Below are 6,823 nucleotides of genomic sequence, written 5' to 3'. Positions count from 1 at the left end.
AGCCACTGGAAAGCGAGATGTCACCAGCGGTACCGTCTGTGCTAATATCCTGAATCTCATTAGTGGCATCCGCATCCGCATCATCCACATCATCTCCATCCGCAAGGTCGGCGGGTACATTCGAAAGATCTCCAAAATCGCCACTAAAAAGAGTCGGCAGATTGGCAAGGCTGGCATAGTCGCCATCAAAATCGTCAGTGACATCAGTATCATAATTAGATAAGTCAACCTGAGCCAGGTTTGGATCGTTTGTGAGTGTCAATACACCGCTACTGAACTCCAGCGATTGAAGTTCATTTTCAGGGTCGGCGTCGCTGGTGGTAATAAGACTGCTTAAATCAACTGTGTTGCCCCGTTCGATGGATAGGTTGGTGCCTTCAAATGTAAGGTTCTGTTTGTCAGTGTCAATACCAGCCAGGTCAACTTCGTTAGCTCCCGATACTTTCAGCAGACTGCCGGTGAGAGATAATGTTTGAAGATTTTGCGATACAAGCAATTTATCCCATGCCGATCCGTTCCAATAGTAGAATAATCCTTCGGTGTCGTCAAACACCAGCAGCCCTTTTTCTGAGGCTTGCAATTGCATGGCTAGTCGCTGGGGAGTGGTAAGACGAGGAATAAGAAGCCCCTGGTTATTGTCGGGTGAAACGAGTTGAAGGACTGCATTTGGATTGGGAGTGGCGGTGTTAATGCCAACAGAATTGCCCTGGCAAAATACGTCAGTAGACAGCGCTATAACAATGAACCCGGCGAGGCCCAAATAGTGACTAAAACGGTACATAAGCTCAAAGGTTGGTACACAAAACTATTTCAATGTAACCGAAATTGTGATATTTTAATAGAGCTGGTCTGATAAAGTTGCTGGATGCACACAATCTCAAGAAAATGAACCTCTTTTAGATGTTACAAATTATAACATACTTGGACTATTTGAGGATTTAATAAAATGGCTCTGGAAAAGAAGAAGCCCGTTTTTTTCTACATACGAACTTTTTGGGCTTGATGGATTTGGTCAGGTGTCAATGTTATTTGGCGACTAATATTTTTTTTGCAATTTTTCCAAAATCATTTCGGTTTGAAGACGAAATCGATACCATATTGCCTGTTACTTCGCAAAGGTTGATCATTGAAAAAGCATTCCGAATTACCCACTACATTCGACACTTCGAAAAACTCCTTGATCACTATCTCTTTCCTGCTTTTGTATTCTATTGGATAAAAGTACTGCAACGGATCCTGTCTGCTTCCAAACCACAGCCGATCTTTTTCGGCCACATAAATGGCCCCAAGGGTGCTGCTTGTTTGTTCCACAAACTCATAATCACTACAACCCTCACACTTTAAGTACCTCGAGACAAACAGAATTCTACTGTACACGCTATCTTTGGAAAAGCTTAGCTCCATACTTACTTCAAGACGGCCGTAGTCGCCCGCCTCGTAAGAGTATTCGGGTATGTCCTGACTAAACAGGCAGTCCCAGTTGAACGTCGACGTGGGCACATCTTCAAAAACATAGTTTTTGGAAACCCAAGTGTGGGCTGAAAGAAGCTCATGGGGTGTAACGAGATTGTCTTCCTTACTGCAGCTGAGCAAGGGAAACAAGAAAACCATTAGCCAGCGTACGGGTTTGAACATAGTATATTGAATCTTGTGAGACGAAGCAAAGTAACCCTGGCAGACGAGCATGTTTGGTGAAAGCCGTGATTCGTTCGATGAAGCACCCAGCTTTTATGGACAAGTGTTGGAGCAAGACATCAGCTTATGCTGTTGCTGGTAGACCCGCTATTTCGTATTCGCATCATTGATCTCCACCCAGTAGCCATCGGGGTCTACGATGTAGATTTGACTGGCGCCATCAATGCGAACATTCGACTCGCCAGACTTGCCCTGCCAGCTTTCAAATGGGATGCCGACTTCGTTTAAATGTTTCATGTAGGGTTTGATATCTGTTGTATGCAGACAGATGTGCATGTTCTTTTCCATCTGGATTTTGCTGTTGTCGCCCTGAATGATGTGAAGTTCTTGTCCATTGCCCAGGTAGAACCAACGGTGTCTGCCGTCTTTGATCGGACAATCCATTTCTTTCAGACCAAGGGCCTTCATATAAAACTCAGCACTAACGTTCATGTCTTTAACGTAGAGCGCATAGTGATCGAAAGACAGCGACGGCAAGTTCTGAGTGGACTGGGCAAAGCTGCCAGCGCAGAAAATGAGTGATACTGCAAGGGTGGCGAAAATGTGTTTCATTTTAAGTGTTTGTTTAAGGACAGTTTAATTGTGGCGTGTTCTGCCAGTTTGATAAAGAAATATAAGCCACAATCTGGTAATTCCTTGGGTTCTTTCTTTCTTTAATCAACGGTTCGTTGCCTGACTCAAGCGAATCAATTTCAGGAGTGACCCGAAGTACAAGCTAGTACTTTTATTGTTTTCATGACAGAAAAGAAGGTTTTAACCGGGCTAATTGTGATTTGCACCCTGCTTGCCTTAACGGTACAGTTAGTCGGCGGTATTTCGGGAGATGGAGCAAGAGCCGACTTACCCATTATGTATTGGCCGCTGGGCTTTGGAGCGGTGGCGTTGCTATTAGTCGTTCCTGTGTACAATACCTGCGAATGGCTAATGCCCTTCAAAGAGAGGGAGAAACTGATGCTGGCTTGTCTTATAAGCATTCTTTACGGTCTCTCATTGGTTTTGCTGGCGCCGGTTGTTGCTATCCTTTTCGAAAGGCTATTTAAGGTCAATGAACACTTCAATTTTTCAAACCTGCCTTTGGTTTATGCATCGGATTGGGTTTTTATTTTGCCATGCACGCTTTTTTATTTTCTGCAGCTGCTTTTTGTGGTACTACTAAGGCAAAAGGATCAGATAGTGAGAGATAAAGAGAAGGTGCTGGAATTAGAGAACCAGCTAAAGGAAGGAGCACTGAGCAGCTTGCAATATCAACTAAGGCCGCATTTTCTTTTCAACTCGCTCAACAATGTTGCCATGATGGTTAGAAAAGGCGAAAAGGAAGCCTCAGTCGATGCTCTGGTGAGTCTGAGTACTATTTTGTCAAAAGTGATGCGACGGGATAAGGAACAGATGATCAGGCTTCAGGAAGAACTTGACCTACTTGAGAATTTCATCACAATTGAAAGGCTGAGGGATGATAAAGTATCCATTTCTGTTGATGTGGCGGATGGAGCGAATGCTGCAATGGTGCCTGTGCTGCTCCTACAACCCATTGTGGAAAATGCTTTTAGATTTGCCAGGGAAAGTGGAATTGATGAACCTTCGGTGCGCATAAATGCAGCAGTAGTCGGGCAATCTGTTCAGCTAAAAGTGTTTAATTCCGGTAAAGGGCTCATAGGTTGGACGCTGACGGACTCGTCGGGTATCGGCCTTATCAACACTATTCACCGGCTTCGCTATATTTATGGCACCAGCTTCTCGTTTACCACAACGGATTTTCCCGGTGGAGTAGAGATAGTTATTGAAATACCCTCAAAATTAGAAAGGCATTGAAAAGAGTCCGCTGCTTGATAGTTGATGATGAAAAGGAAGCCAGAGAAGGTCTTTTTCTCATGCTGAAGGCTTATGAGCAGCTTGAGGTTGTTGGAATATGCGCTAATGGGCTTGATGCTATTACGCAAATTGACACGCTACGGCCCGATCTGGTGTTTTTGGATATACAAATGCCCCAGGTAAACGGGTTTGAAGTTGTCAACAGCCTTGAACCGCCCTTGCCTGCTTTTGTGTTCATCACGGCCTTCGACGAGTATGCGCTCAAAGCATTTGAAGTGCATGCGCTGGACTACCTGCTCAAACCATTTACCAAAGAGCGACTTGACGAGGCGGTTGCGCATGTTAGTCTGTTTTTGGATAAGGGGACGGGTGCGCCAAAAGAAATACGGCAAATAGCTAAATTATCTACTGACAACGCCAGATCTGACAGTGTGGTCAATAGTGATGGGCTTTCAGGTAAGCTCGTCATCAAGGCTGATGGCAGGTTGTATTTTATCGAATGGGCTTCCATTATCTGGATACAAGCCTACGACTACTATGTGAAAGTGCACACAAAGGACAAATACTACCTGGTAAGAGAAAGTATGAAAAAAATAGAAGCCAGGCTACCCGAAACCACTTTCCTGCGGGTGCACAAGTCCAGCATAGTGAATACTTCCTATATTCATTCTATTGAGTCTGTGGGGAATAACGACCATCTAATAACTCTACAGAGTGGAGTCAAAGTAAAGTCGAGCAGAAGTTATTCAGCTTCCCTTCAAAAGTGGATGAACTAATCGGCTGACTGCATGTCCCTTGCGATTTACTGCATTTGTTTTGAGCCAAAACCTTTAACCATTTGATTTGACTCATGATCAAAAACTACCTCACCATTGCTTTTCGGGTTTTCAAAAGGGACAAGATTTACTCTTTGATGAACCTGCTCGGGCTTACAGTGGGTATTACTGCCTCCCTTTTGCTGTTTGCCTATAGCTACAATGAGTCACAATACGACCAGTATCACGAAAACAAGGACAGAATCATTCGGATAGTGATGGACGTCAATTTTGGCGACGATACACGGGCGGTGGCTGTGGTGCCGGCTGCGTTGGGCAACTTTATGAAAGAACATGCCCCTTCGGTAGAGGAATATGCCATGCTGAGGTCGATTCCTCATGCTGGCTTTCAGGTGGTGAAGGGCGATGAAGTGGTGGCCGAACATGGGTTGTTCTACGCCAGCCAGGGGGTGCTGGACATGTTTACCTACGATTGGCTTGCTGGAGATAGGGCTACGGCACTTGTGCCTCACAATACCATCGTGTTGAACCGGTCGCTGGCTGAAAAGTATTTTGGCGAAGTTAACAAAGCAGTCGGTGGGGTTATTTCCAGAGACGACGGTACCCAATATAAGGTGACAGGTGTAATTGAAGATGTAAACCAGAAAGGGCACTTTACGCCAAATGCGCTGGTGAGCCTTTGGGATGATTCAAAACCAACCAACTGGAGAGACTGGAACTGGTGTACTTACCTGCTGTTGTCAAACCCAGGAGAGGACTTCACTCCTGTGTTTCAACAGGCATTTGATGAAAACATGGCCCCGGAGCTTGAGCAGCAGGGGGGTGGCAAGATCACTTTTTCTACTCAGAAGCTCACGGATATCTATTATACCTCCCGACTTGAGTTTGAAATGCAACCCAACGAAGGCAACAGGGCATTTATTCAGGGTTTTGCGATTGTTGGGTGCTTTTTGTTGCTGCTGGCTATTATCAATTATGTTAATCTTGTTACGGCCCAGTCACAAAAAAGAGCCAGAGAGGTTGGTGTGAAAAAGGCCTTTGGAGTAGGCTCCAACGCACTCAGGATGCAGTTTTTCACCGAGGCTTTTGTGTACGTGCTGTTGGCAACGATGCTTTCTGCAGCCACACTGGTTGTCATGAACCCTGTTTTTCAGCACTTCACCGGAGACAAGCTACCGGTTGAACTGTTGGTAGGCTGGGAGGCGCCTTTTTTGGTGTTGTTCTTTATTTTGATCATTACCATTCTCTCAGGTGCTTACCCCGCCATTGTTATTTCCTCTTTCCGACCTGTTCAAGTATTGAAAACTAACGCCGCTGGTAAGTCGGGAGGTGGATTGTCGTTGAGAAAAGCGCTGATTGTGCTGCAGCTATCTGTTTCCCTGCTGATGATAGTCGGAATCACTGGTGTGTATACACAGTTAAGGTTTATTAGCGGCTACAGCCTGGGCTTCGAAAAGGAACAGGTGCTGTTGTTTAATTTGCCCAATGCCGCCGTTGGCAACTATCATCCTCTCCGGGAAAGATTGATGACTTACACTCAAATTGGCGGAGTAGCCTCGATGACAGATGCTCTGGGAGAAAAACCACCGGTAAATGACTTTACATATGAGACCGACGAGGGAGAGAGAACGGAGATTATACAGCAGTTGTGGGTGGACGAAGGCTTTTTTAGTACTATAAAGGTGCCAGTGCTGGCCGGTCGTGATTTTCGTTATCAGTCCCAGGTCGACACTACTCATGCGGGCGTTTTAGTCAACAGGGCCTTTGTAGAGCACGCCGGTTGGAAGATAGCAGATGTTCCCGGCAAGCGCCTTTGGTCGCATGACTGGAGTGACAGAATTATTGGTGTGGCGGAAGACTTCCATGTGGTTTCACTACACGATAAGCTGGAACCTTTGGTGTTTCGTTACAATATGCCGTCTCGGAATATGTTGGTGCGCTACAATGGCCCATTTTCTGAAGCGATGGACATCATTCAGGAGGCTTCCTGGGAAGTGGCTGGAGAAGAGTTGCCTGTCTGGACGTTTCTTGATCGTAAGTTTCAGCTTCAGTATGAAGAAGATGAAAAAAGAGCTAGCCTCCTGGCCGTATTTACAGGCATAGTCATCTTCATTGCCTGTTTAGGATTGCTTGGCGTCACAGCCTACGAGGTGAGGCGGCGAAATAAGGAAATAGGCATCAGAAAGATACTCGGAGCCAGTGCTGGCGGCATTCTCCTGCTTTTCTCACGATCCTACATTGCGCTTGTCGCCTGGGCGGCGTTGCTGTCCATTCCTGTTGCCAACTACCTCCTCACCGAGTGGCTTGGCAGCTTCGCTTACCGCATTGAGGTCGACTGGTGGATGCTGGTGCTGCCGTTGGTTGTTCTTGCTGGAATCTGTGCAGCGGTTATCAGCATTCAATCGGTGAAGGCCACGAGGGTGAATCCGGTGGAAGCGCTGAGGTGTGAGTAACACGATTTGTCTTCTTGCGCTAGAACATAGTTTTTTAATCGGGCAGTAGAGTGATAGCGTAAATGGAGTAATGACTATCAATCGGAGCAA

General features: G+C 45.9%; 5 protein-coding genes and 1 pseudogene. 3 read left to right on the top strand and 3 right to left on the bottom strand.

What is annotated here, in order from left to right; all coding sequences use genetic code 11:
- The 3 genes and pseudogenes from AAC052_RS27340 to AAC052_RS27330 all read right to left on the bottom strand — a co-directional run.
- Positions 1-781 (bottom strand): annotated as a pseudogene (locus tag AAC052_RS27340) (hypothetical protein); the annotation flags it as partial.
- 284 nt (positions 782-1,065) lie between these two features.
- Positions 1,066-1,635, bottom strand: coding sequence for a hypothetical protein (locus AAC052_RS27335; protein WP_317491480.1), 570 nt, complete (start codon positions 1,633-1,635; stop codon positions 1,066-1,068).
- A 147-nt stretch (positions 1,636-1,782) separates the two neighbouring features.
- Positions 1,783-2,247, bottom strand: coding sequence for a VOC family protein (locus AAC052_RS27330; protein WP_317491481.1), 465 nt, complete (start codon positions 2,245-2,247; stop codon positions 1,783-1,785).
- A 183-nt stretch (positions 2,248-2,430) separates the two neighbouring features.
- On the opposite strand from AAC052_RS27330, the gene AAC052_RS27325 reads away from it, so the two are divergent.
- From AAC052_RS27325 to AAC052_RS27315, 3 genes are all read left to right on the top strand, one after another.
- Positions 2,431-3,504, top strand: coding sequence for a histidine kinase (locus tag AAC052_RS27325; protein WP_339816308.1), 1,074 nt, complete (start codon positions 2,431-2,433; stop codon positions 3,502-3,504).
- The gene (locus AAC052_RS27320; RefSeq protein WP_317491483.1) at positions 3,501-4,280 is read left to right on the top strand and encodes a LytTR family DNA-binding domain-containing protein; all 780 of its coding nucleotides are present in this window, start codon (positions 3,501-3,503) and stop codon (positions 4,278-4,280) included. Before AAC052_RS27325 ends, AAC052_RS27320 begins: the two co-directional genes overlap by 4 nt.
- A gap of 74 nt (positions 4,281-4,354) precedes the next feature.
- The gene (locus tag AAC052_RS27315) at positions 4,355-6,733 is read left to right on the top strand and encodes an FtsX-like permease family protein (protein WP_339816305.1); all 2,379 of its coding nucleotides are present in this window, start codon (positions 4,355-4,357) and stop codon (positions 6,731-6,733) included.
- Positions 6,734-6,823: the final 90 nt, after the last annotated feature.

Source organism: uncultured Imperialibacter sp. (assembly GCF_963974565.1).
GTDB classification, from domain to species: Bacteria; Bacteroidota; Bacteroidia; order Cytophagales; family Cyclobacteriaceae; genus Imperialibacter; species Imperialibacter roseus.
The sequence above is the reverse complement of the archived record's forward strand: the minus strand, read 5'-3'. Positions and strand labels throughout refer to the sequence as shown.

Bases quoted from the DNA above. Each gene is read 5' to 3' on its own strand.
- AAC052_RS27335 (WP_317491480.1), bottom strand. From the start codon at position 1,635: ATGTTCAAACCCGTACGCTGGCTAATGGTTTTCTTGTTTCCCTTGCTC.
- AAC052_RS27330 (WP_317491481.1), bottom strand. From the start codon at position 2,247: ATGAAACACATTTTCGCCACCCTTGCAGTATCACTCATTTTCTGCGCT.
- AAC052_RS27325 (WP_339816308.1), top strand. From the start codon at position 2,431: ATGACAGAAAAGAAGGTTTTAACCGGGCTAATTGTGATTTGCACCCTG.
- AAC052_RS27315 (WP_339816305.1), top strand. From the start codon at position 4,355: ATGATCAAAAACTACCTCACCATTGCTTTTCGGGTTTTCAAAAGGGAC.